Origin of the sequence: Agrobacterium radiobacter (assembly GCF_040801995.1) — a bacterium.
Classification (GTDB): domain Bacteria; phylum Pseudomonadota; class Alphaproteobacteria; order Rhizobiales; family Rhizobiaceae; genus Agrobacterium; species Agrobacterium radiobacter.
Map to the genome: position 1 here is coordinate 2,587,501 of NZ_JBEGHX010000001.1, position 21,510 is coordinate 2,609,010.

Sequence of the window (21,510 nt, forward strand, 5' to 3'; positions counted from 1 at the left end):
AGTACCGTGAGGGAAAGGTGAAAAGCACCCCGACGAGGGGAGTGAAATAGAACCTGAAACCGGATGCCTACAAACAGTCGGAGCCCGCAAGGGTGACGGCGTACCTTTTGTATAATGGGTCAACGACTTAGTGTAACTAGCAAGCTTAAGCCGGTAGGTGTAGGCGCAGCGAAAGCGAGTCTGAACAGGGCGATTGAGTTAGTTGCATTAGACCCGAAACCGAGTGATCTAGCCATGAGCAGGCTGAAGGTTGGGTAACACCAACTGGAGGGCCGAACCCGTATCTGTTGCAATAGATTGGGATGACTTGTGGCTAGGGGTGAAAGGCCAATCAAACTCGGAAATAGCTGGTTCTCCGCGAAATCTATTTAGGTAGAGCGTCGACCGAATACCCTCGGGGGTAGAGCACTGGATGGGCTATGGGGACTCACCGTCTTACTGATCCTAACCAAACTCCGAATACCGAGGAGTACTAGTCGGCAGACACACGGCGGGTGCTAACGTCCGTCGTGAAAAGGGCAACAACCCTGACCTCCAGCTAAGGTCCCCAAGTCATGGCTAAGTGGGAAAGGATGTGAGGATCCCAAAACAACCAGGATGTTGGCTTAGAAGCAGCCATCATTTAAAGAAAGCGTAACAGCTCACTGGTCTAAATAAGGGTCTTTGCGCCGAAAATGTAACGGGGCTAAAGCCATGCACCGAAGCTGAGGATTTGCAGTAATGCAAGTGGTAGCGGAGCGTTCCGTAAGTCTGTGAAGGCGGACCCGTGAGGGCTGCTGGAGATATCGGAAGTGCGAATGTTGACATGAGTAACGATAAAGGGAGTGAGAGACTCCCTCGCCGAAAGACCAAGGGTTCCTGCTTAAAGTTAATCTGAGCAGGGTTAGCCGGCCCCTAAGACGAGGCGGACACGCGTAGTCGATGGGAACCACGTTAATATTCGTGGGCCTGGTGGTAGTGACGGATCTCGTGTGTTGTACAACCTTATTGGATTGGTTGTGCGGCGAAGAGGTTCCAGGAAATAGCTCCACCGTATAGACCGTACCCGAAACCGACACAGGTGGTCAGGTAGAGTATACCAAGGCGCTTGAGAGAACTATGTTGAAGGAACTCGGCAAATTGCACGCGTAACTTCGGAAGAAGCGTGACCCCATTTTAGGCAACTATGATGGGGTGGCACAGACCAGGGGGTAGCGACTGTTTATCAAAAACACAGGGCTCTGCGAAGTAGCAATACGACGTATAGGGTCTGACGCCTGCCCGGTGCTGGAAGGTTAAAGGGAGGGGTGCAAGCTCTGAACTGAAGCCCCAGTAAACGGCGGCCGTAACTATAACGGTCCTAAGGTAGCGAAATTCCTTGTCGGGTAAGTTCCGACCTGCACGAATGGCGTAACGACTTCCCCGCTGTCTCCAACATAGACTCAGTGAAATTGAATTCCCCGTGAAGATGCGGGGTTCCTGCGGTCAGACGGAAAGACCCCGTGCACCTTTACTATAGCTTTACACTGGCATTCGCCAAGGCATGTGTAGGATAGGTGGTAGGCTTTGAAGCAGGGACGCCAGTTTCTGTGGAGCCATCCTTGAAATACCACCCTTATCTTCGTGGATGTCTAACCGCGGTCCGTTATCCGGATCCGGGACAGTGTATGGTGGGTAGTTTGACTGGGGCGGTCGCCTCCGAAAGAGTAACGGAGGCGCGCGATGGTTAGCTCAGACCGGTCGGAAATCGGTCGTCGAGTGCAATGGCATAAGCTAGCCTGACTGCGAGACTGACAAGTCGAGCAGAGACGAAAGTCGGTCATAGTGATCCGGTGGTCCCGTGTGGAAGGGCCATCGCTCAACGGATAAAAGGTACGCCGGGGATAACAGGCTGATGACCCCCAAGAGTCCATATCGACGGGGTTGTTTGGCACCTCGATGTCGACTCATCGCATCCTGGGGCTGGAGCAGGTCCCAAGGGTATGGCTGTTCGCCATTTAAAGCGGTACGTGAGTTGGGTTCAGAACGTCGTGAGACAGTTCGGTCCCTATCTGCCGTGGGTGTAGGAATATTGACAGGATCTGTCCCTAGTACGAGAGGACCGGGATGGACGTATCTCTGGTGGATCTGTTGTCCTGCCAAGGGCATAGCAGAGTAGCTATATACGGAATGGATAACCGCTGAAGGCATCTAAGCGGGAAACCAACCTGAAAACGAGTGTTCCCTATCAGAGCCGTGGAAGACGACCACGTTGATAGGACGGGTGTGGAAGCACAGCAATGTGTGAAGCTTACCGTTACTAATAGCTCGATCGACTTCTTCGTTCCCATTGTTCATGTTCATCAAGCCAAGCTTGATGACATCATCTTCTGTCTTCACGGGCCAAGGCCCTGCAGACGGCGCGCGCCACAGGTATTTTGCTTGACAGCAAAAACCGGAAGGCGCGACGGACTAGCGTCCTGTATGGCTGCCTCGCTCAACCTCGAGCAAGGCAGGCAAACGGACCAGTCAAAGAAAGACGTGTTAAATTAAATAGAGCTTCGGCTCTCCAGCTTCTCGAAAACTGTTTCCATCTCAAAAATGGAAATCGTTGCGTTTTGCCGACCTGGTGGTTATCGCGGGGCGGCTGCACCCGTTCCCTTTCCGAACACGGCCGTGAAACGCCCCAGCGCCAATGGTACTTCGTCTCAAGACGCGGGAGAGTAGGTCGCTGCCAGGTCTGCAAAACGCAACACAAAATCTTCTCAATCACAAAAATGGGCAACAAGCCCAAATCAAAAGGCCGCCAAAAGCGGCCTTTATGCTATAATAAATCATTCCGCGGGGTGGAGCAGCCCGGTAGCTCGTCAGGCTCATAACCTGAAGGCCGCAGGTTCAAATCCTGCCCCCGCAACCACCGACACTTGCAAATTCGCCCACTCGGGGTATTTGCGACGAAGCTCCTCCTCATATGAGTCGAGGAGCTTTTTGCGTTTCTGGACCTCGGAAATTACGATATTCTGTCAAACCGCAATGACCTTGCCCCCAAGTTTTATCCAGTTTTGAGTTCGCTCCAGCGGTTTTGGGTTGCTGTATTCGGGGCGGTAGCGGCGGGGTGCGGTGCTGAGCCATTTCGGCTGCGCAGCACCGCATCACGTCGCGGGTTGATTGTCTGAGCGAACTCGGCGGGTGTCAGCCAGCCGAGGCCAGAGTGTGGGCGGTGATCGTTGTAATCGTAGCGCCAGTTTGAAAGCGCTGATCGAGCATGAGCCAGCGACGAGAAGAGAGTCTCATTCAGGAACTCGTCTCGCAGCCGCCCATTGAAGCTTTCGATGAAGGCGTTCTGGATCGGCTTGCCCGGTGCGATGTAGTGCCATTCCACCTTGGTCCGATCCGTCCATTGCAAGATCGCGTTGCTGGTGAACTCGCTACCATTGTCGCTGACGATCATCTTCGGCTTGCCTCGTCCCTCGATGATCCGGTCCAGCTCACGGGCAACCCGCAGACCGGAAAGCGACGTATCGGCGACGAGAGCCAAGCACTCCCTGGTGCAATCGTCGACCACCGTAAGCACCCGGAACCTGCGACCATCGGTGAGCTGATCCGACACGAAGTCCAATGACCAGCGATCGTTGGCGGCAAGCGGGATCAGCATCGGTGCTCGTGTGCCTATCGCTCGTTTCCGACCGCCGCGCTTGCGCACCGTCAGTTTCTCTTCCCGATAGAGCCGGAAGAGCCGCTTGTGGTTCACAAGGTGACCCTCACGCCTGAGCAGCACATGAAGGCATCGATATCCAAAGCCGCGACGTTCATGCGCCAGCGCCTTCATCCGCTCGCGAAGATCATAGTCATCGCTGCGTCTGGTTTCGTAACGGATCGTCATCCGGCAAAAGCCGATGGCTTTACACGCCCGCCGTTCGCTCATCTGGTGGTGATCCATCAGATGCGCGACAGCTTTTCGCCTTGCTGCGGGCGTCACCACTTCTTTCCCAAAAGGTCTTTCAAAGCCGCATTGTCCAGCATCGCATCTGCCAGGAGCCGTTTCAGCTTCGTGTTCTCGTCTTCCAGCGTCTTCAATCGCTTGGCTTCGGATACGTCCATGCCGCCGAACTTGGCTTTCCACTTATAGATGCTGGCATCGCTGACGCCGTGCTTGCGGCAAAGCTCCGAGACCGGCGTGCCAGCCTCGTGCTCCTTCAGAATGCCGATGATCTGTTCGTCTGTAAAACGATTGCGCTTCATTCCCTGGTCCTCTCAATGGGCCAGAGCTTACTTCAAAATGGATTATTTCAACGGGGCAAGGTCATTCCATGACCAATTCCATCTTCGGGATTGCCATAGACCCCAAAACGGTGATGATGCGCCATCATTCCAGTTCGGATAAAAGCTGCCGTGACCGCTGATCCCTTGCACATCCTCAAGACCGTCTATGGCTACGATGTGTTTCGTGGGCGGCAGGCCGAAATCATCCAGCACGTGGTGGCGGGCAATAATGCTTTCGTTTTGATGCCGACAGGTGGTGGGAAGTCGCTTTGTTACCAGATTCCAGCGCTTGCACGCGACGGTATGGGGCTGATCGTCTCGCCGCTCATCGCGCTGATGGTCGATCAGGTCGCTGCCCTGCGTCAGGCGGGCGTGCGGGCAGAGGCTCTTAATTCCGATCTCTCTCCGGAAGAGCGGCGCGCGCTCTGGCGGGATATGCGGGCCGGTAAAGTCGACATTCTTTATGCCGCACCGGAAACCCTTCTCAAGCCGGATGTCCTGGACGCCCTCCAGCCCATTGCCCTGTCGCTGATCGCTATCGATGAAGCCCATTGCCTGTCTCAATGGGGGCATGATTTCCGGCCACCTTACCGCCAGCTTGATACGCTGATCGAGCGTTTTCCCGACACGCCACGCATGGCGCTGACAGCAACGGCCGATGGGCCTACGCGCACCGAAATTCTCGGTCACCTGGGAATCGAAGAGGATGACGCCTTCATCGCCGGCTTCGATAGGCCCAATATCCGCTATGCGATCATGGAAAAGGATAATCCACGCGCGCAGCTGAAGCGCTTTTTGAAGGACCGCGACAGTGAAAGCGGGATCGTCTATTGCCTTTCCAAACGGAAGGTGGACGAAACGGCCGCATGGCTGCGGGAGGAGGGGCGCGATGCACTGCCCTATCACGCTGGGATGGACAAGGCCGCCCGCGAGGAGAACCAGACCCGTTTCCAGCACGGCGAGGCGGTCATCATTGTCGCGACCGTCGCTTTTGGCATGGGCATAGACAAGCCCGATGTGCGCTTCGTCGTTCATATTGATCTGCCCGGCAGCATCGAAGCCTATTATCAGGAAACGGGCCGAGCCGGCCGCGATGGTCTGCCATCGGACGTACTCATGCTCTACGGTTACGAAGACATCGCCCTGCGCAACCGCTTTATCGAAGAGTCGGATGCTGCGGACCAGCGCAAATATATGGAGCGCCAGAAGCTTGACGCGCTGCTCGGCCTTGCGGAAACCGCGAGCTGCCGCAGGCAGGTTCTGCTGTCCTATTTCGGCGACCGGTGTGAGCCCTGCGGCAATTGCGATACCTGCGCCGAGCCGCCCGACCTGTTTGACGGGGCCATAGCCGCACAGAAGCTTCTGTCCTGCATTTATCGCACGGGTGAACGTTTTGGCCAGGCCTATGTCATCCGCGTGTTGCTGGGTGTCGAGGATGAGCGGATTTCCCGCTTCGGACATGATCGCATCACGACATACGGTATAGGCAAGGAACATGACAATCGCACCTGGCGCGCCATTCTGCGTCAACTGGTTGCGTTACGCATGATTGAAGTGGATCTGTCCGGGCATGGTGGACTGTCCATTTCCGAGGACGGACGGCGTTTCCTGCGCGAAAAACCTGCGTTGATGCTGAGGATACCATCTGCTCCGCGTTCCGCCCGGCAACAGACGCCCCGCAACACGGTATCGACGATTTTGCCTGAAGCTGATCGCAGTCTTTTTGAGGCACTGCGTGCGAAGCGCATGGAAATTGCCCGTGCGCAGAACGTTCCGCCCTATGTGATTTTCCACGACAAGACCCTGATAGAACTTGCCACGGCAAAACCGGTCTCCGCGAAGGAAATGGCTGGGATTCCCGGCGTCGGAGACACCAAGCTGGAGCGCTACGGGCCAGCCTTTCTGGCGGCGATCATGCAGCACGCCGCTGGCGAGTGACCGGCAGAAATCGAATGAAAAGCCGGGTAAGCAAAAATCGGTGGGCTCCGACAAAGGCTCAGCCGGTCGTGTCCTTGAACAGAACGTTCTGATCGATGAGGTAGCGCGAAAACAGCGGTAGGCTAGCACCGCCGATTGCCCGCGCCTGGCTACCCACCGCACCTTCGATGATGTCAGGCAGCGTGACACCCTGCAAATCGTGGTGTTTAAGGGCAAGGCGGGTGGCGGCTACGATCCTTGTTCTGACCCAATCGGGAAAACCGCCGTCGATGATAACGCTCGAAAAATCGATGATGGAGGCGGCGGCAATGACGGCCTGCGCCAGAGCCGCGGCAGTTTTTCGGATCCAGCTTTCCAGCGGCTCGCCGAAATCGATCCACTCGTCTGGAGAAAACCACAGGGGACGCGGATCGATGCCCCTATCCCGCAACATATTTTCCAGAACGAAGATCGACGCGATTTTCAGAAGCTGGACGGTATTGCCGTCCTGCCCCTGCACCGGCAGGGGGCCGATAGCGCCGGCCGTTCCGGTCTTTCCGGAAAACAGCGCCGAATTCAAAACGACGCCGCCACCGATGAAGGAGCCGATGAAGACGTAGAGAAAATCCGGATAATGCTGGCCTGTCCCGAAAACCAGTTCAGCGCCACAGGCACTGGTCGCGTCGTTTTGCAGAAAAACGGGATAGCTGACGCTTTCAGCAATTTCCGACCGGATATCGACGCCCCGCCATCGCTCCATTTCAATCTGCGGAGCGCCCACTTCCTGCGCCCAGTTCCACAATTCGAATGGCGCGGCGATGCCGACGCCGGCAATTCTCTCTCGCTCGGCCGGCGAAAGCTTCGATTCGAGCTCCGTTATGCCGTCGATTACGAATGGCAATATCCATTCCGGCAGGGGATAGGGATAGGTTCTGCGCAGCTTGAGCCTGATCCGGCCGACAAAATCCATCAGCACGAGATCGACGCTGCGCCGGCCGATCTTTACGCCAAAAGAAAAGACGGCGTCAGGATTAAGCCGCATCGGCGTCGAAGGTTGGCCGACTTTGCCGCGCAGTCTTTCACCACGAATGAGAAGCCCGTCCTTTTCAAGCGACCGCATGATGACGGAGACGGTCTGTGCCGAAAGGCCGCAAAGTCTTGATATTTCGGCTTTTGACAGTCCGCCGTGGCGACGAACGAGGGACAGCACGAGCCGCTCATTATAGGCGCGCACCCCGATCTGGTTGGCGCCGCTGCTTATATCCATGGTGGTGGGCGACGCCGGCGGCGTCGTCTCGACAGATTGTCTCATATGTCATCCTCCCGCCCGCAATATCCGTCGCGACCGATACAGCAGGCTTTATGGCAATCTTGCTATCGCAACGTTAAACGACGCGGCGATATTCCTCCCTGCCGCCTATTAGAATGCCATAGAGAATTAATAATTCAATCGGATTTATTTATTGACAGCCGTTTCCTTTGGTGGTTCCATCTGGGTCAACGATCATTGTTCTCGGAGGAGACGGGATCGTCGGGTAACCGTCACGGTGCTCAAATATCCATTGGGAGGATCTCATGAAGACCACTGTTTCCGCTCTTCTGGGCGCGCTTGCGCTTGGCGTTTCTTTCGCGTCCGTTGCGTCTGCGGCCGATACTTCGGTTTGCCTCATCACCAAAACCGATACCAATCCCTTCTTCGTCAAGATGAAAGAAGGCGCGACCGCCAAGGCCAAAGAGCTGGGCGTGACGCTGAAATCCTATGCCGGCAAGATCGACGGCGATTCCGAAAGCCAGGTTGCCGCCATCGAGACCTGCATTGCCGATGGCGCCAAGGGTATCCTGATCACCGCATCGGACACCAAGGGCATCGTTCCGGCCGTGCAGAAGGCGCGTGATGCCGGTCTTCTGGTCATCGCCCTTGATACGCCGCTCGAACCCGTTGATGCCGCCGATTCCACCTTCGCCACCGACAATCTTCTCGCCGGCGAACTGATCGGCAAATGGGCCGCCGGCAGCCTCGGCGACAAGGCCAAGGATGCGAAAATCGCCTTCCTCAACCTCACCCCCTCCCAGCCGACGGTTGATGTGCTGCGCAACCAGGGCTTCATGAAGGGCTTTGGCATCGACGTGAAGGACATCAACAAGATCGGCGACGAGAGCGATCCGCGTATCGTCGGTCACGATGTCACCAATGGTAACGAAGAAGGCGGCCGTGCAGCGATGGAAAATCTGCTGCAGAAGGACCCCACCATCAACGTCGTCCACACCATCAACGAGCCCGCAGCTGCCGGCGCTTATGAGGCGCTGAAGGCGGTCGGCCGCGAAAAGGATGTTCTGATCGTATCCGTCGACGGTGGTTGCCCGGGCGTCAAGAACGTAGCGGAAGGCGTGATCGGCGCGACCTCGCAGCAATATCCGCTGCTGATGGCGGCGCTCGGCGTCGAAGCCGTCAAGAAGTTTGCCGATACGGGCGAAAAGCCGAAGCCGACCGAAGGCAAGAACTTCGTCGATACCGGCGTGACGCTGGTAACCGACAAGCCGGTCAAGGGCCTCGACTCGATCGATACGAAGGAAGGTCTCAACAAGTGCTGGGGCTGATGCCTCACCTTTGAAACCCGCGGGGGCATTCGTGCCCCCGCCCTTGGACCAGAATGAATATCAGGCACGATCCGGGGGATCGGACAAAGGAATAAACGAGCGCGTTGCGCGCCCCTGCGGGGATGACACAGGCCGCTTCACAACACTTTGAAATCTACGCATCATTCTCTTTGGAGATAGACCCAGGTGTCAGGGCTGATGCGATAGAGCGATCGGGAGGAAAATCCAATGAGCGATCAGCCGGTGCGGGCTCAGCCGCATAATGAATTTGAAAAGGTGCTTTCGGGAAGTTCGACGCAGGTCGCCGCTTTCGATACGCACGACAAGAGTGCGCTGGAAAAATTCCAGCATTTTCTCCATTCCAGCCCGGCGGCCGTACCGCTTATCGTTCTGGTGCTGTCGCTGGTTATTTTCGGCCTGCTCCTAGGCGGCAAGTTTTTCTCCGCCTTCTCGCTGACCCTCATCCTGCAGCAGGTTGCGATCGTCGGCATCGTTGGCGCCGCGCAATCGCTTGTCATCCTGACGGCGGGCATCGACCTTTCGGTCGGCGCGATCATGGTTCTGTCCTCCGTCGTCATGGGGCAGTTTACCTTCCGTTACGGTCTTCCGGCGGAGCTTTCCATTCTCTGTGGTCTCGCCGTCGGCGCATTTTGCGGCTTCATCAACGGCGTGCTGGTTTCGCGCATGCGCCTGCCGCCCTTCATCGTCACGCTTGGCATGTGGCAGATCGTGCTTGCGACCAACTTCCTCTATTCCGCGAATGAGACGATCCGGGCCCAGGACATTGCCCAGCAGGCGCCGATCCTGCAGTTCTTCGGCGCCAATATCCGTTTCGGCAACGCGGTCTTCACCTATGGCGTCATCGCCATGGTTCTGCTGGTCGCCCTGCTCTGGTATGTGCTGAACCGCACCGCCTGGGGCCGCCATCTTTATGCCGTGGGTGACGATCCTGATGCTGCGGAACTCGCTGGTGTCAATGTCAAGCGTATGCTGACCACCGTTTATACCCTGTCCGGTCTCATCTGCGCCTTTGCCGGCTGGGCCCTCATTGGCCGTATCGGCTCGGTTTCGCCGACCGCCGGCCAGTTCGCCAACATCGAATCCATCACCGCGGTGGTTATCGGCGGCCTGTCACTGTTCGGCGGACGCGGCTCCATCATGGGCATGATTTTCGGTGCGCTGATCGTCGGCGTCTTTTCACTCGGTCTCCGGCTTATCGGCACAGACCCGCAATGGACCTATCTGTTGATCGGCGTCCTTATCATCTTGGCTGTCGCAATCGACCAGTGGATCAGAAAGGTAGCAGGCTGATGGCAAAAGAACCTATCCTCACAGCACGCAATCTCGTCAAACGCTACGGTCGTGTGACCGCCCTCGACAATGCCGATTTCGACCTTTATCCGGGCGAAATCCTTGCCGTCATCGGTGATAACGGCGCCGGCAAATCCTCTCTCATCAAGGCGATTTCCGGTGCGGTGACACCCGATGAAGGGGAGATCAGGCTGGAAGGCAAGCCGGTGCAGTTCCGCTCGCCGATCGAGGCGCGCAAGGCGGGCATCGAAACCGTCTATCAGAACCTTGCGCTGTCTCCCGCATTGTCCATAGCTGACAATATGTTTCTCGGCCGTGAAATCCGCAAGCCCGGCATTCAGGGCAGCCTGTTCCGGGCGCTCGACCGCCCGGCCATGGAAAAATTCGCCCGCGAAAAACTGTCGGAACTCGGCCTGATGACGATCCAGAACATCAATCAGGCGGTGGAAACCCTCTCCGGCGGTCAGCGCCAGGGCGTGGCGGTGGCGCGTGCGGCAGCCTTTGGCTCCAAGGTCGTCATCCTCGACGAGCCGACGGCGGCACTCGGCGTCAAGGAAAGCCGTCGCGTTCTCGAGCTTATTCTGGATGTGCGCTCCCGCGGTCTGCCGATTGTCCTGATCTCGCATAACATGCCGCATGTTTTCGAGGTTGCGGATCGCATCCATATCCACCGGCTCGGTAAGCGCCTGTGCGTCATCAATCCGAAGGACTATTCCATGTCCGACGCCGTCGCCTTCATGACCGGCGCCAAGGAAGCGCCGAAGGAAACGCTTGCCGCATGACGCTGAAGCTTGAGACGATCGTCGAAGACGTTCTTCGGCGGGCAGAGGGTCAATCCCGTTTCATCATAGCCATTGCCGGTCCCCCTGGGGCCGGCAAATCCACGCTGGCGGATGCTCTTTGCGAGGCCTTGTGCGCGCGAGGCGAAACGGCTGCCGTCCTGCCCATGGATGGCTTCCATATGGACAATGGCATTCTTGAGGAACGGGGCCTGCTGCCGCGAAAAGGCGCACCTGAAACTTTCGATGTGCGCGGCTTCCTTGATATCGTGTCCGCTGTCCGCAAGGGCGGGCAGGAGGTGCTTGTTCCGGTTTTCGACCGCTCCCGGGAGATTGCCATTGCGTCCGCCCGGGCGATCGCGCCGGAAACACGCCTTATCCTTGCCGAAGGCAACTATCTGCTGCTGAACGAAGCGCCCTGGACAAACCTCTCCGAGAGCTTTGACCTCACCATCTTCGTGGGCCCGTCCGTCGCCGTGCTGGAAGAGAGGCTGCGGAACAGATGGCAGGGTTATGGTCTCGATGCCGCTCAGATCCATGCCAAGCTTTTCGTAAACGATCTTCCCAACGGAAAAAGGGTGATCGAAAACGCCCGTCCAGCCGATATTCACATCGATATCTGGGAATAGATTAACGCTTTCCAGTTCTTTACCGGCAAAGCGCGTTTGCCGTTAAGCCTTTGTTGACCATGTGTTGAATCTTTTTGATCCACAGGGTGGGGCTTTTGTGTGTCTATTCATTGACGTGAAAATTTCCTCATATACTATATGTGGTGTTCAAGGTTCTTCCGATTCGCAAGGGTTGGGAGCTAAGACGGGAATTCGGTGCGTAACGCCATCATGGCGGAACAAGGCCGAAACTGCCCCCGCAACTGTAAGCGGCGAGCATCGTTCCGATTTGGGTCACTGGAGCCAAAAGCTCCGGGAAGGCCGGAATAGATGTTGTGACCCGCAAGTCAGGAGACCTGCCTTGAGCGCAAACGTCCACGGGCGGGGTGTCCGGAGGAAGGTGTTGACGCAAATGATTTGCGTGCGCCCTTTTCTGCCCCCTCCAGAACAAGCTTCGGGGTGAAGTCATGCCAGTGCATTTCTTTAAGTTGCTGCGCTCGTCGGCGTAGAGAGTGATTTTGTGCGGCTTGCAGCATTTTGGGAAAACCGGAGCCCGGTTTCCATCCGAAAATGCGAAGAGTTGCTTGGGCTACGCGCCTCACCTGAATGACAGATCCACCGCCACCCGATTGCGATTGTAATCGGCAATGTTGAGCCGTGTCCGAAATCGGCTTCGAGAGAGGAAATCATGACCGTCACCGTTTACAGCAAACCCGCCTGCGTCCAGTGCACCGCCACCTATCGTGCGCTCGACCGCATTGGTGTTCCCTATGAGATCATCGATATCTCCGAAGATGCGGATGCGCTCGATCACGTCCGGGGTCTTGGTTACATGCAGGTTCCCGTGGTCGTCGCCGGCGAACGCCATTGGGCGGGTTTCCGGCCGGATATGATCGGCTCGATCAGCTGAGGCGGTAAGGTGATGGGCCTGATCGTCTATTATTCCAGCCGCTCTGAAAACACCCATCGTTTCCTTCTGAAACTGGGGCGGCGTTTGTTTCGCCTGCCGCTCGGCGCTGAGGACGACGTGCCTCATGTGTCGGAACCCTATGTGCTGGTCACCCCCACCTATGGGGGCGGCGGCACCAAAGGGGCCGTGCCTAAGCCGGTCATCCGGTTTTTGAACGAGCCCTCCAACCGAAATCTCATTCGCGGCGTCATCGCGGCGGGAAACACGAATTTTGGCACCGCTTTCGCATCCGCCGGAGATATCGTCTCGCGCAAATGCGCGGTGCCGTTTCTCTATCGCTTCGAGCTTCTCGGCACGGAAGAAGACGTCGCCAACGTCAAACATGGATTGGAACGATTTTGGACACGCTGACCTCGAGCGCGCTGCGCAAGGACGCCAAACAGCCGGCAGCCGCAAGCCAGAAACCGCTTGATGCGGGGCTGGACTATCACGCGCTGAACGCGATGCTGAACCTTTACGACGAGAACGGGAAGATCCAGCTCGACAAGGATCGGCTGGCCGCCCGGCAATATTTCCTCCAGCACGTCAACCAGAACACGGTATTTTTCCATAACCTCAGGGAAAAGCTCGATTATCTGGTGACGGAGGGATATTACGAGCAGGAGGTGCTGGACCAGTATTCCTTCAATTTTGTTCGTGACCTCTATGACGAGGCCTATGCCCGGAAATTCCGTTTTCCGACCTTTCTCGGCGCCTTCAAATATTACACCTCCTATACGCTGAAGACCTTCGACGGAAAACGTTATCTGGAGCGTTATGAGGATCGCGTCTGCATGGTGGCGCTGGCCCTTGCGCGTGGTGATGAGCAACTTGCCCGCAATCTGGTCGATGAAATCATTTCAGGCCGCTTCCAGCCGGCCACCCCGACATTCCTCAATGCCGGCAAAAAGAGCCGCGGCGAGCTGGTCTCGTGTTTTCTGCTGCGGGTGGAAGACAATATGGAAAGCATCGGCCGCTCCATCAATTCGGCCTTGCAGCTTTCCAAGCGCGGCGGCGGCGTGGCGCTGTCCTTGACCAATATTCGCGAATTCGGAGCGCCGATCAAACAGATCGAAAACCAGTCCTCCGGCGTCATTCCTGTCATGAAGCTGCTGGAAGATTCTTTTTCATATGCCAACCAGCTTGGCGCACGCCAGGGTGCTGGCGCGGTCTATCTGCATGCCCATCACCCTGACATCATGCGCTTCCTTGATACCAAGCGCGAAAACGCCGACGAAAAAATTCGCATCAAGACGCTGTCGCTCGGCGTGGTGATCCCCGACATCACCTTCGAACTCGCCCGCAACAACGAGGACATGTATCTGTTTTCGCCCTATGATGTGGAGCGGGTCTATGGCGTGCCGTTGACCGAGATTTCGGTCAGCGAAAAATATCACGAAATGGTCGCCGACAGCCGCATCCGCAAGAAGAAGATCAAGGCGCGCGAATTCTTTCAGGTGATCGCCGAAATCCAGTTCGAGAGCGGTTACCCCTACATCATGTTCGAGGACACGGTGAACCGCGCCAATCAGATCGCCGGCCGCATCAGCATGAGCAATCTCTGCTCGGAAATCCTGCAGGTCAGCGAAGCGAGCGAATTCAATGCCGATCTGTCCTACAGCCATATGGGCAAGGATATTTCCTGCAATCTCGGTTCGCTCAACATTGCCGCTGCAATGGATTCGGACGATTTCGGCAAGACCATCGAGACCTCCATCCGGGCGCTGACAGCAGTGTCTGATATGAGCCACATTTCCTCCGTCCCCTCGGTGGAAAAGGGCAATGATGCGAGCCACGCCATCGGGCTCGGCCAGATGAACCTGCACGGCTATCTGGCGCGCGAACGCATCTTCTACGGTTCCGAAGAGGGCGTCGATTTCACCAATATCTATTTCTACACCGTGACCTATCATGCCATCCGCGCTAGCAACCGGCTGGCGGTGGAAAGAGGCCAGAGCTTCAAGGGCTTTGAAAATTCGAAATATGCCTCGGGCGACTATTTCGACAAATATACCGACCGGGAATGGTTGCCCGCGACCGAAAAGGTGAAGGAACTGTTCGAAAAGGCCGGCATTGCCATTCCGACGCAGGAGGACTGGAAGGCGCTGAGGCAGGACGTCATGGCATCAGGTCTTTATAACCAGAACCTACAAGCTGTGCCGCCGACAGGTTCGATCTCCTATATCAACCACTCGACGTCTTCCATTCATCCAATCGTCTCGAAGATCGAAATCCGCAAGGAAGGCAAGATCGGCCGCGTTTATTACCCGGCTTCCTATCTCTCGAACGACAATCTCGAATATTATCAGGATGCCTATGAGATCGGTCCTGAGAAGATCATCGACACCTATGCGGCGGCCACCCAGCATGTCGATCAGGGCCTGTCTCTGACGCTGTTCTTCCGCGATACGGCAACGACGCGCGATATCAACCGGGCGCAGATCTACGCCTGGAAGAAGGGCATCAAGACGATCTACTACATCCGTTTGCGCCAGATGGCGCTGGAAGGCACGCAGGTTCAGGGCTGCGTTTCCTGCACGCTCTGAATTGAGGGACAAGACAATGAACATCGCCGTAAAACCCGCGTCCCGCATTCGCGCGGTCAACTGGAACCGCATCGAGGACGACAAGGATCTCGAAGTCTGGAACCGCCTGACCTCGAATTTCTGGCTTCCGGAAAAAGTGCCGCTCTCCAACGACATTCCCTCCTGGGGAACGCTGAAGCCGGAAGAACAGAAACTGACCATCCGTGTCTTCACCGGGCTGACATTGCTCGACACCATCCAGAACGGCGTCGGCGCCGTGCGGCTGATGGCGGATTCGGCCACGCCGCATGAGGAGGCCGTGCTCTCCAACATTTCCTTCATGGAGGCCGTGCACGCCCGCTCCTATTCCTCGATCTTCTCGACGCTATGCTCCACGCCTGATGTCGACGATGCCTATCGCTGGTCTGAGGAAAACGAGTTCCTGCAACGCAAATCCGCGCTGATCATGCGCGAATATGACAGCGGCGATCCGCTGAAAAAGAAGATCGCCAGCGTTTTCCTGGAAAGCTTTCTGTTCTATTCCGGCTTCTACCTGCCGATGTTCTGGTCAAGCCGCGCCAAGCTTACCAATACGGCGGATTTGATCCGCCTCATCATCCGCGACGAGGCCGTGCATGGCTATTATATCGGCTACAAGTTCCAGCGGGCGGTGGAGCGCCTCGGCGAAAAGGAGAGACAGGAAATCAAGGACTTCGCCTTCGATCTCCTGCTCGAGCTTTATGACAACGAGGCGAAATATACCGAAGACCTCTATGACGGCGTTGGCCTGACCGAGGATGTCAAGCAGTTCCTGCATTACAACGCCAACAAGGCCCTTATGAATCTGGGTTACGAGGCGCTGTTTCCCGCCGAGGCCTGCCGGGTCAATCCAGCGATCCTGTCGGCACTCTCACCCAATGCCGACGAGAACCACGACTTTTTCTCCGGTTCCGGCTCGTCCTATGTCATCGGCAAGGCGGTCGCGACTGAAGATGAAGACTGGGATTTCTGAAACCCTGATGTCAGCAGGAACCCGCAAAGCCTATTGCGGGTTCACCACCTGGCTCGCAAGGCGGAAGGGGCTGGAGACCGTTGCGCCGATCGCATCGAATACGAAGGCTCCTGCACTATTGATATCACCGCCGCGCCTGCTTGCCTCCAGTTGCGGAACCATGGAGGCCAGCGCGGCATAACGGTCGTGATTGAGTGGGTCCGACGCCTCCAGATTGGAGATATCGACGAATTGCACGCCCTCTTTCAGGGCCGCTTCCTGAACCTGCGGATCGGTGACGTCAAGCGCACCGATGCGGGTGACATCGGCACCCAGTATGGAGGATGCTTTTAAGGCCCGGTCGTCCTTGGACACCAGCACGGTGAGTGGCGGATTGAGCCGGCCGACGACCTCGATCTGCTTGCGGAAGACATCGGCGTCGATATCGGGCGCAGCCAGCACCACCTGCAGCTTGGCGATGACATCGTTCCTGCCTTCGAAGCGCAATTGCCGCAACGCTTCCATCACCAGCCAGCCGCCCATGCTGTGACCGAATACGACGACGCTTTTTCGTGGTGTCTGCCGGGTGAGGTCGGTCAATAGGGCGGCCAGCGCATCACGCGAATAGGTCGCCGATTCCTTGTCGGCGACGTAGCCGGTGACATTGGCCTGCGAAGGCCAGGCAAAGACTAATGGCACGCCATTCATATTGGCATCGGCAGCCATTTGCGCCGCGCGGAAAAGGGCTTCCTGATAGCTGTAATTATAGCCATGCACAAAAAGTGCGATCTGCTTGCCAGAGCGGGCAATATCGCCGAGATCGGCGTTGAAGGCCGTCTTCGTCAACATATCGGCCTTGGTAACAACGAAGTCCTTCTTCGGGTCCGGCTTGCCGCTGGACCACTCGATTTTTCCGCTTTTATGGGTAGGAGGAATGGAAATATCGAAGCGCGCATAATTCGGCTCGGCCGCCCGTTCCGTCCCGAAGCCCTTTTTTGCGTCCTTGTTTCTCTCGCGTGTACTCGCCACATAGGCGGTTACGATTTTGGTGCCTTTGGCCCTGGTGTCCACAGCCTGCAGCACATCCGCCCCCGGTCTGCCCGCGCAGGATGAAAGAACGCTGAGGGTGAGAAGGAGCGAAAAAATCAGGCGCATGAATGGGCTACCGATGACAAGGAACGGCTGATAAATAACCGGCCGTCAAAAAAGTTGCTACTGGAGAATGAATTGCGCTGCTGCGGTGGTCTTCGATGTGGAGAGGCATTCCCCACCTTGCTATCCGGACATGTTCGTTTTAGGCCGTAAAGATGACGAACAAGGTGTCGCTTTTACGGCTGAAACTCACGGACTTCCGCAATTATGCGGCGGCTGCGCTCACGCTCGATGACCGCCATGTGGTGCTGACGGGCGACAATGGTTCCGGCAAGACCAATCTGCTTGAGGCTGTCTCCTTTCTCTCACCCGGAAGAGGCCTGCGCCGGGCCACTTTATCCGACGTAACACGGGTGGGGGCGGAGGCTGCCGGTTTCTCGATTTTTGCCGATGTCGAAGGCATGGATGGCGAAGTCGCCATCGGCACCGGGATCGAAGGTGACGGAGAGGTGGTGTCGCGTCGCCTGAGACTAAATGGCACGCCCGTCAAATCCGTCGACGAATTGACCGACCATCTGCGGGTGCTGTGGCTGACGCCCGCCATGGATGGCCTCTTTACCGGCTCATCATCGGATCGCCGGCGTTTCCTCGACCGGCTGGTGCTGTCGCTCGATCCAGCTCATGGACGGCGGGCAAGCGATTTTGAAAAGGCCATGCGCGGCCGCAACCGCCTGCTTTCGGAAGGCCGCTTTGATCCGGTCTGGCTGGACGGTATCGAAAAGCAGATGGCCGAACTCGGCATATCCATGGCCGTTGCCCGTTATGAGATGCTCGGCCTTCTGAAGAGCCTGATCGAAGGGCGGGCGGGCAATGCCGCTTTCCCGTCGGCAGCGCTCTCGCTCTCCGGTTTCATGGACGATGGGCTCAACCGCCCTGCCGTCGATCTGGAGGATGAATACAGGCTTATGTTGCGCGATGGCCGGTATCGCGACGCCGCTGCCGGCCGTACGCTGGATGGGCCGCACCGCGTCGATCTCTTCGTGCGTCATGCGGAAAAGGACATGGAGGCCGAACGCTGTTCAACCGGGGAACAGAAGGCGCTGCTGGTGGGGCTGGTGCTTGCCCATGCGCAGCTCACCGCCAATATGACCGGCCATGCGCCGGTCCTGCTGCTGGACGAGATCGCCGCCCATCTGGATGAGGGCAGGCGGGCGGCGCTGTTCGATCTCATCCACGCGCTTGGCGGCCAGAGCTTCATGACGGGAACGGATGCGGCCATGTTCTCGGCCCTTGGTGAGCGGGCGCAGTTCTTCAATGTATCCCACGGGAGCATCACGGCGTGACGGCAGAGAGATGGAGTGCGACATGGACCCGCTGAGCCCGGAAGAAATCGAACGCTACAAGCGTCACATCCTGCTGCCGGAAATCGGCGGCGCCGGACAGCAGCGGCTGAAGGCGGCGCGCGTACTGGTGATCGGAGCGGGCGGTCTTGGTGCGCCCGTGCTTCATTATCTTGCCGCCGCCGGTGTCGGCACGCTCGGCATGATCGATGACGATGTGGTTTCCCTCTCCAACCTCCAGCGACAGGTGATCCACGATACCGGCACGATTGGGGAGCTGAAAACGGAAAGCGCCCGCAAGGCCATCGCCCGTCTCAACCCGTATGTCCGTACTCTTGTTTATGAGGAACGCTTTTCGCAGGTCTGGGCGCATGACCATCTGCAATCCTTCGATCTCCTTATCGACGGCTCGGACAATTTCGATACGCGTTATACCGCCGCCGATGCGGCGGAGGCTGCCAGGAGACCGCTGGTAACGGGTGCTGTCGGCCGTTTTGACGGCTCGGTAACGGTGCTGAAACCCTACGAGACAAATGTCGAGGGCATTCTGCTGCCCGGCTATCGTGACCTGTTTCCCGAGCCGCCTCCGCAGGGGCTTATTCCCAATTGCGCGGAAACAGGTATTGTCGGCGCGCTGACCGGGGTTATCGGCACGCTTATGGCCATGGAGGCGATCAAGGTGATCACCGGTGCCGGCGAACCGCTGATTGGCCGCCTGCTCCTTTATGATGCCCTGTCGGCCCGTTTCGAAACCGTGCGATACAGGCGACGGGCAACGGGAGGGAAATCATGACCGAGATTATCGGGATCGGAGAGGACTTCGATCGCTGGCAGGAATTGCTGGCGCTCATCATGTCGTCCTTCGCCTATATGGACGGCGTCATCGATCCACCGTCCTCGGCCCATCGCCTGACGCTGGATAATCTCTCCGAAAAGGCGAGGGCGGAAATTGCTTTCGTTGCGGTGGACGAAGGCGAACTGTTGGGCTGCCTGTTCTGCCGGCCGGAGCCACCCGCCTGTCTTTACGTCGGAAAGCTGTGCGTCTCACCCCAGGCGCAGGGAAAGGGCATAGGCAAGATGCTGCTGCAGAGGTCCGAAGCGTTGGCGCGCGAATTGGCGCTGCCGGCGCTGCGGCTGGAAACCCGCATCGAGCTGATCACCAATCACGCCAGATTCGCCGCCTGGGGTTTCGTCAAGACTGCTGAAAACGCCCATGCCGGTTACGATCGCACGACCTCGATCGAGATGACCAAGGTCCTCGGCTGAAATCGTCTTCAGCCGATCCGGCTGCGTAAAGTCCGGAGTTATCTTCCTTGGCCGATCACAGAGCCTATTGCAAAAGGCCGGATTGCACCATCTGGGAGAGAAAGACCGAGGAGACGCGGTCAATGCCGGTCTGCGACTGGTTTTCTGCCGATCCGACCCGCCACACAGCTTTCTCCGGCCCGCGGAAGAGCTGGATTTCCGTGTTGACCTTGTGGGTGAGAGGAGCCGCCTTTGTCGCTTCCACCATCTGCTTCATCAGTCTTGCGGACGGCATGCGCGTTCTGTCGCCGATCTCGTCTGCATTTGCACTGGCCTTCAGCCGCTGGAAGGCTGGCGCGACATCCGGCAGAGAGCAGTTCATCCTGATTTGCGCCACAACAACACCCGTGGGCGTTTGTGCACCGATACGTGCGGGCTCCGCCTTGCAACGCACCCGTTTCGTACTCGCCACCCAGAGCTTTGCGAATTGCTCCGATTGTTCGTTCGTTGTCCCCTTGGGTGAATGCATGCCTCTGTTTTTGCGTTGCCAGGCGACCGGGTCTGCAACCAGTTCCATATCCGCGTAGCGCGGGCTGCTACCCGAGGATCCCCATTCCTTGTTCAAACGAGACATGCTGGCGCGATCAAAATTCAGCCAGGCGCGATAATAGAGTTCCGCAGTCTCTTCAGGGGAGGGCGAAGCGGCCTGGGCCGAACCGCCGACCAGCATGAGCAGGATGGAGATCACCGTTAAGAACTTCGCCTGGATACCCATTGAACTTTCCCTCCCTATGATCGAACGACGGTGGCCTGAGCCGGCTCAGTTCCGCCCCGGCAGCACCCGGTTCGGGGGACGGTGGCCGTCGAACAGCGTGCGGATGTTGATGATGACCTTGTCGCCCATTTCGATGCGGCCTTCGATCGTCGCAGAACCCATGTGCGGAAGCAGCACGACCTTACCTTCCTTGGCGAGCTTGATGAGCTTGGGGTTCACCGCAGGCTCGTTCTCATAGACGTCAAGACCGGCGCCGGCGATCTTGCCTTCGCGCAGGCACTGGATCATCGCCGCCTCATCGATGATATCGCCGCGCGCAGTATTGACGATGTAGCTGGTCGGCTGCATCAGCGCGAGCCGCCGCGCCGAAATCAGATGATAGGTTGCAGGCGTCGAGGGGCAATTGACGGAAACGATATCCACCCGCGCCAGCATCTGGTCAAGGCTATCCCAATAGGTCGCCTCAAGCTCCGCCTCGGTGGCCGGATTGACGCGCTTGCGGTTATGATAATGAATGGAAAGCCCGAAGGCCTTGGCGCGGCGTGCAACCGCCGTTCCGATGCGGCCCATGCCAACAATACCGATGCGCTTGCCGGAAATACGCCGCCCCAGCATCCAAGTCGGTGACCAGCCAAGCCATTCATCTGCGCCATTGGCGAGCACGCGTGTGCCTTCGATCATGCGGCGCGGCACGGCCAGCACCAGCGCCATGGTGATATCGGCGCTGTCCTCGGTCAGCACATTGGGTGTGTTGGTGACGGTAATCCCCTTGCGGGCCGCGGCATCCACATCCACATGGTCGATACCGTTGGAAAAGCTGGCGATCAGCTTCAGCTGCGGCCCCGCCTGATCGATCATCGCGGCGGTGATGCGGTCAGTGACGGTCGGCACCAGCACATCCACTCGCTGCATGGCGGCGACAAGCTCCGCTTCGCTGCGCGGCGTATCGTCGATATTCAGCTCGGCATCGAAGAGTTCGCGCATTCTGGTTTCGACGACGTCTGGCAATTTGCGGGTGATATAGACTGTCGGTCTCTTCTTGTGGGTCATCGTTTGCCGCTGCCTTGTTCAGAAGTCATTAACCAGAAAGAGCGATAATTTCTTTCAATCAGGGCGTTTCTACCAGACCCACCGGCGAAGACAAATAAAACTCGCTGAA

17 protein-coding genes, 1 tRNA gene, 2 rRNA genes and 1 riboswitch (1 of these 21 only partly in view) are annotated in these 21,510 nt (G+C 57.6%); of the genes, 15 read left to right on the plus strand and 5 right to left on the minus strand.

Going from position 1 to position 21,510, the window contains the following annotated elements; all coding sequences use genetic code 11:
- The 3 genes from MRBLRC7O_RS12710 to MRBLRC7O_RS12720 form a co-directional block, all read left to right on the plus strand.
- Positions 1-2,303: ribosomal RNA gene (locus MRBLRC7O_RS12710) — 23S ribosomal RNA — on the plus strand (it extends 584 nt beyond the left edge of the window).
- Between the two features lie 280 nt (positions 2,304-2,583).
- A 5S ribosomal RNA gene (gene rrf / locus MRBLRC7O_RS12715) occupies positions 2,584-2,698 on the plus strand.
- A 100-nt stretch (positions 2,699-2,798) separates the two neighbouring features.
- Positions 2,799-2,875: transfer RNA gene (locus MRBLRC7O_RS12720), tRNA-Met, on the plus strand.
- 135 nt (positions 2,876-3,010) lie between these two features.
- Here the strand turns inward: MRBLRC7O_RS12720 and MRBLRC7O_RS12725 are convergent.
- Positions 3,011-4,200, minus strand: a protein-coding gene (locus tag MRBLRC7O_RS12725; protein WP_112540227.1) for an IS3 family transposase whose coding sequence is annotated in 2 segments (ribosomal slippage) — positions 3,011-3,951 and positions 3,951-4,200 — 1,191 coding nt in all. Because the reading frame shifts where the segments join, the coding sequence is not laid out codon by codon here.
- 150 nt (positions 4,201-4,350) lie between these two features.
- Between MRBLRC7O_RS12725 and recQ the strand changes: the two genes are divergently transcribed.
- Positions 4,351-6,159, plus strand: coding sequence for a DNA helicase RecQ (gene recQ / locus MRBLRC7O_RS12730; RefSeq protein ID WP_080865671.1), 1,809 nt, complete (start codon positions 4,351-4,353; stop codon positions 6,157-6,159).
- A gap of 58 nt (positions 6,160-6,217) precedes the next feature.
- On the opposite strand, the gene MRBLRC7O_RS12735 is transcribed toward recQ, so the two are convergent.
- Positions 6,218-7,450, minus strand: a complete 1,233-nt coding sequence (locus MRBLRC7O_RS12735; protein WP_080865672.1) for an ROK family transcriptional regulator — start codon at positions 7,448-7,450, stop codon at positions 6,218-6,220.
- A 263-nt stretch (positions 7,451-7,713) separates the two neighbouring features.
- Here MRBLRC7O_RS12735 and MRBLRC7O_RS12740 point away from each other — a divergent pair, with 263 nt between their 5' ends.
- The 8 genes from MRBLRC7O_RS12740 to nrdF all read left to right on the plus strand — a co-directional run bounded on the left by MRBLRC7O_RS12740 (position 7,714) and on the right by nrdF (position 15,920).
- Positions 7,714-8,736, plus strand: coding sequence for a sugar ABC transporter substrate-binding protein (locus MRBLRC7O_RS12740; RefSeq protein WP_003507133.1), 1,023 nt, complete (start codon positions 7,714-7,716; stop codon positions 8,734-8,736).
- Positions 8,737-8,964: 228 nt separating this feature from the next.
- Positions 8,965-10,047 carry an ABC transporter permease gene (locus MRBLRC7O_RS12745; RefSeq protein ID WP_003507134.1) on the plus strand — a complete coding sequence of 361 codons (1,083 nt, stop codon included), beginning with the start codon at positions 8,965-8,967 and terminating at the stop codon, positions 10,045-10,047.
- Entirely contained in the window at positions 10,047-10,829 is a 783-nt protein-coding gene (locus MRBLRC7O_RS12750) for an ATP-binding cassette domain-containing protein (protein ID WP_003507135.1), read from the plus strand. The genes MRBLRC7O_RS12745 and MRBLRC7O_RS12750 overlap by 1 nt, the downstream gene beginning before the upstream one ends.
- Complete coding sequence (locus MRBLRC7O_RS12755; RefSeq protein WP_080865673.1) at positions 10,826-11,455, plus strand: nucleoside triphosphate hydrolase; 630 nt, start codon at positions 10,826-10,828, stop codon at positions 11,453-11,455. Before MRBLRC7O_RS12750 ends, MRBLRC7O_RS12755 begins: the two co-directional genes overlap by 4 nt.
- Before the next feature lie 133 nt (positions 11,456-11,588).
- Positions 11,589-11,812: riboswitch (cobalamin riboswitch) on the plus strand.
- A gap of 310 nt (positions 11,813-12,122) precedes the next feature.
- Positions 12,123-12,344, plus strand: a complete 222-nt coding sequence (gene nrdH / locus MRBLRC7O_RS12760) for a glutaredoxin-like protein NrdH (protein ID WP_003507138.1) — start codon at positions 12,123-12,125, stop codon at positions 12,342-12,344.
- A 12-nt stretch (positions 12,345-12,356) separates the two neighbouring features.
- The gene (nrdI, locus tag MRBLRC7O_RS12765) at positions 12,357-12,755 is read left to right on the plus strand and encodes a class Ib ribonucleoside-diphosphate reductase assembly flavoprotein NrdI (protein ID WP_080865674.1); all 399 of its coding nucleotides are present in this window, start codon (positions 12,357-12,359) and stop codon (positions 12,753-12,755) included.
- Positions 12,743-14,929 carry a class 1b ribonucleoside-diphosphate reductase subunit alpha gene (gene nrdE, locus MRBLRC7O_RS12770; protein WP_080570324.1) on the plus strand — a complete coding sequence of 729 codons (2,187 nt, stop codon included), beginning with the start codon at positions 12,743-12,745 and terminating at the stop codon, positions 14,927-14,929. The genes nrdI and nrdE overlap by 13 nt, the downstream gene beginning before the upstream one ends.
- Before the next feature lie 16 nt (positions 14,930-14,945).
- A complete protein-coding gene (gene nrdF / locus MRBLRC7O_RS12775) occupies positions 14,946-15,920 on the plus strand; it encodes a class 1b ribonucleoside-diphosphate reductase subunit beta (RefSeq protein ID WP_003507143.1) in 975 nt (324 codons plus the stop codon).
- 30 nt (positions 15,921-15,950) lie between these two features.
- Here the strand turns inward: nrdF and MRBLRC7O_RS12780 are convergent, their stop codons facing one another.
- Positions 15,951-17,054: an alpha/beta hydrolase gene (locus tag MRBLRC7O_RS12780; RefSeq protein ID WP_003507145.1), complete on the minus strand. Its 1,104-nt coding sequence runs from the start codon at positions 17,052-17,054 to the stop codon at positions 15,951-15,953.
- A gap of 152 nt (positions 17,055-17,206) precedes the next feature.
- Here MRBLRC7O_RS12780 and recF point away from each other — a divergent pair, with 152 nt between their 5' ends.
- From recF to MRBLRC7O_RS12795, 3 genes are read left to right on the plus strand one after another with little or no spacing between them, the layout of a single operon-like run.
- Positions 17,207-18,334, plus strand: a complete 1,128-nt coding sequence (recF, locus tag MRBLRC7O_RS12785; protein ID WP_003507147.1) for a DNA replication/repair protein RecF — start codon at positions 17,207-17,209, stop codon at positions 18,332-18,334.
- 22 nt (positions 18,335-18,356) lie between these two features.
- Complete coding sequence (locus MRBLRC7O_RS12790; RefSeq protein WP_080865675.1) at positions 18,357-19,124, plus strand: molybdopterin-synthase adenylyltransferase MoeB; 768 nt, start codon at positions 18,357-18,359, stop codon at positions 19,122-19,124.
- Positions 19,121-19,597 (plus strand): GNAT family N-acetyltransferase, encoded by a 477-nt coding sequence (locus MRBLRC7O_RS12795; protein ID WP_080865676.1) that lies wholly within the window; start codon positions 19,121-19,123, stop codon positions 19,595-19,597. Before MRBLRC7O_RS12790 ends, MRBLRC7O_RS12795 begins: the two co-directional genes overlap by 4 nt.
- A 64-nt stretch (positions 19,598-19,661) precedes the next feature.
- Here MRBLRC7O_RS12795 and MRBLRC7O_RS12800 read toward each other — a convergent pair whose 3' ends face one another.
- Positions 19,662-20,351 (minus strand): hypothetical protein, encoded by a 690-nt coding sequence (locus tag MRBLRC7O_RS12800; RefSeq protein WP_080865677.1) that lies wholly within the window; start codon positions 20,349-20,351, stop codon positions 19,662-19,664.
- A 45-nt stretch (positions 20,352-20,396) separates the two neighbouring features.
- Positions 20,397-21,401 carry a 2-hydroxyacid dehydrogenase gene (locus MRBLRC7O_RS12805; protein WP_020812792.1) on the minus strand — a complete coding sequence of 335 codons (1,005 nt, stop codon included), beginning with the start codon at positions 21,399-21,401 and terminating at the stop codon, positions 20,397-20,399.
- Between the last annotated feature and the right edge of the window lie 109 nt (positions 21,402-21,510).

What these genes read in the sequence shown, in the direction of transcription:
- MRBLRC7O_RS12735 (WP_080865672.1), bottom strand. Translation starts at nt 7,450, where the DNA reads ATGAGACAATCTGTCGAGACGACGCCGCCGGCGTCGCCCACCACCATG.
- MRBLRC7O_RS12740 (WP_003507133.1), top strand. Translation starts at nt 7,714, where the DNA reads ATGAAGACCACTGTTTCCGCTCTTCTGGGCGCGCTTGCGCTTGGCGTT.
- MRBLRC7O_RS12745 (WP_003507134.1), top strand. Translation starts at nt 8,965, where the DNA reads ATGAGCGATCAGCCGGTGCGGGCTCAGCCGCATAATGAATTTGAAAAG.
- MRBLRC7O_RS12750 (WP_003507135.1), top strand. Translation starts at nt 10,047, where the DNA reads ATGGCAAAAGAACCTATCCTCACAGCACGCAATCTCGTCAAACGCTAC.
- MRBLRC7O_RS12755 (WP_080865673.1), top strand. Translation starts at nt 10,826, where the DNA reads ATGACGCTGAAGCTTGAGACGATCGTCGAAGACGTTCTTCGGCGGGCA.
- nrdH (WP_003507138.1), top strand. Translation starts at nt 12,123, where the DNA reads ATGACCGTCACCGTTTACAGCAAACCCGCCTGCGTCCAGTGCACCGCC.
- nrdI (WP_080865674.1), top strand. Translation starts at nt 12,357, where the DNA reads ATGGGCCTGATCGTCTATTATTCCAGCCGCTCTGAAAACACCCATCGT.
- nrdF (WP_003507143.1), top strand. Translation starts at nt 14,946, where the DNA reads ATGAACATCGCCGTAAAACCCGCGTCCCGCATTCGCGCGGTCAACTGG.
- MRBLRC7O_RS12780 (WP_003507145.1), bottom strand. Translation starts at nt 17,054, where the DNA reads ATGCGCCTGATTTTTTCGCTCCTTCTCACCCTCAGCGTTCTTTCATCC.
- recF (WP_003507147.1), top strand. Translation starts at nt 17,207, where the DNA reads ATGACGAACAAGGTGTCGCTTTTACGGCTGAAACTCACGGACTTCCGC.
- MRBLRC7O_RS12790 (WP_080865675.1), top strand. Translation starts at nt 18,357, where the DNA reads ATGGACCCGCTGAGCCCGGAAGAAATCGAACGCTACAAGCGTCACATC.
- MRBLRC7O_RS12795 (WP_080865676.1), top strand. Translation starts at nt 19,121, where the DNA reads ATGACCGAGATTATCGGGATCGGAGAGGACTTCGATCGCTGGCAGGAA.
- MRBLRC7O_RS12800 (WP_080865677.1), bottom strand. Translation starts at nt 20,351, where the DNA reads ATGGGTATCCAGGCGAAGTTCTTAACGGTGATCTCCATCCTGCTCATG.
- MRBLRC7O_RS12805 (WP_020812792.1), bottom strand. Translation starts at nt 21,401, where the DNA reads ATGACCCACAAGAAGAGACCGACAGTCTATATCACCCGCAAATTGCCA.